Consider the following 1,396-nt stretch of genomic DNA (forward strand, 5'->3'; position numbering starts at 1 on the left):
ATGATTTCAGCACCGAAAAGCCCATTGAGGCTGCTCTGGCATTGCGTCGAGGTATTGGATTCGGTTCTGGAATCAACGTTATCTTGGGCGGGAACGGATCAGGAAAGACTATCCTCTTGCAGGCTCTAGCCGTGCAGGTGGGGGCTGTGAGCCCCGACGATATCAAAAGGTTTCGGTACAGTCCTCAAATTGTTCTGCAACTCGCTAGAAACTTGGATCTATTGTGGCATCAAAAGCCATCGGCGGAGGAATGCTTCTATCTCAATCCGGAATCTCCCGAACGGTGGAGATTCGCTCGTCTGGAGGAAGCGTTGAGTGAAGAGAAGAATTATCGCCTGTTCCTCCTCGATGAGCCGATGGGGGCATTTGATACGGGGATGGTACACCAGCTCTCTGGCAGGATAAATGAACTCGCTCAACAGGGCTGTCAGTTCATCATCGCAACGACAGATATCAAACGCATCAAGTTCACCGATGGCCAATTCATTCGCATCGGGAGGCGCCGCATCCGAGAGCGTGGAAGTTTCCTCAGTTGGTAGTTCCGTAGTTCCTGCCTCTACGAGTCGTAGTGGACGCCGACCCTGGGCCTGCCGCAGCCCCTCTCGGTAGTCCGTAACGCCCGGTCCGCTGTCGTTCCGTACTCCTCCGCAGGTCTTCAGCGAGGCGCGTGGCGATGAAGTCGTACCAGGTGAGGGCGCTATTCGCGGTGTAGAGGGGGGCTCACTGCGCGGGCGGGTTTCTCCTCGATGCTCATGGGGCCCATGCCTTCCGCTCGCACGCGGTGCCGCACTGGAAGCACAGACCGACGTCATCAGCCTTGTTTCCGGCGATGCTCACCCACGTGACCACGTGCCCGGTGTTGCAGGTGGAGCAGTCCACAGGGGTGAGGGATTCTTCCTGGCCGAGGACGTCCATCCAGTAGAGGATGGCGGCGTCGATCGGCGCCAGGGAAGCCAGGCAGAATCGGCAGACCACGGGATCCCCACCACCGACGACCAACGCCCATTGTCTGCACTCGGGACAGATCACCGTGCGGTCTTTGTGGCCGTTAAGGTCCCCCTTCAGCTCCTGCATCCGGTTCTTCACGAGCGCTTCGATGTCGCGGAGTTTCTGCCGGACGTCCTCCATGGTCTCCTCGACCAATTGGGCTTCACTCGACAGAACTGGATGCAGATGCAGAGGTACGAAGTCGAGGAGAAAGCCCAGGACTCGGGCAGCACGGGCCTCGACGGCATACGCGTTCGCCGTGTGGCCGAAGTGGGTCAGCGCGTTCCTGGTCTCCGCGAGGTCCTTGATGGCCTGGCGCTGCTTTGCCGTGATCGGCACGCCGGCAATGCTGACGAGGCGGTCCAGGGTCGCGTTCATGTTGCAGCTGTCGAACTTGCCTTGCTCGAAT

The 1,396-nt window shown here is 59.1% G+C and carries 1 protein-coding gene and 1 pseudogene; one reads left to right on the top strand and one right to left on the bottom strand.

The window, feature by feature from the left end; genetic code table 11:
- The coding region (locus tag AB0I77_RS53580; RefSeq protein ID WP_363290333.1) for an AAA family ATPase at window positions 1-539 on the top strand (539 nt) is incomplete at its 5' end.
- 211 nt (window positions 540-750) lie between these two features.
- Here AB0I77_RS53580 and AB0I77_RS53585 read toward each other — a convergent pair.
- Window positions 751-1,396, bottom strand: a pseudogene (locus tag AB0I77_RS53585) (hypothetical protein); the annotation flags it as partial.

The sequence above is a fragment of the Streptomyces sp. NPDC050619 genome (assembly GCF_040654815.1).
Taxonomy (GTDB): domain Bacteria; phylum Actinomycetota; class Actinomycetes; order Streptomycetales; family Streptomycetaceae; genus Streptomyces.